Here is a 564-nt window from a genome sequence, read left to right as displayed (position 1 = left end):
CCAGGCCTCGTCCGGCTTCTGCTTGCCCTGCTCGACACGGGTCAGACCGTTCTGGATCGCCGTGTTGATGTCACCCGACTTCGGCCCCATGTACTGCGGCACCATCGTGTTCACCGACTGCGAGAAGATCTGCCCCACCGGCGCGTTGTTGAAGAACGGGTTCTTGAAGTCCTTGATCACCGGCTGCTCGTACAGCGACACCGTCGACGGGAAGTTACCCAGCGCCCGGAACACCTTCGCCTGCTGCTCCGGCGCCACCAGCCACTTCGCCAGCTTCGCCGCCTCAGCCACGTTCTTGCCCTGCTTGGGCAGGGTCAGGAACGAACCACCCCAGTTACCGCCACCACCCGGAATCCCGGCGATGTCCCACTTGCCCGAGGAGTCCTTGGCCTGCGACTGGATGTAGGCCATCATCCACGACGGGCACGCCAGGGTCACGAACGAACCGTTCGCCATACCCGCGTTCCAGTCCGCCGACCACGCCGCGATCTTCGCCGACAGGCCCTTGTTGATCGCGTCGATCGTCAGGTCCCAGGCCTTCTTCACACCCGGGTTCGTCTCCAC

The 564-nt window shown here is 64.2% G+C and carries 1 protein-coding gene; it reads right to left on the bottom strand.

What is annotated here, in order from left to right:
• Positions 1–564: extracellular solute-binding protein (locus QEZ54_RS36265; RefSeq protein ID WP_281309318.1), on the bottom strand; the 564-nt coding region annotated here is incomplete at both ends.

Source organism: Catellatospora sp. KI3 (assembly GCF_029948125.1).
Taxonomy (GTDB): domain Bacteria; phylum Actinomycetota; class Actinomycetes; order Mycobacteriales; family Micromonosporaceae; genus Catellatospora.
The sequence above is the reverse complement of the archived record's forward strand: the minus strand, read 5'-3'. Positions and strand labels throughout refer to the sequence as shown.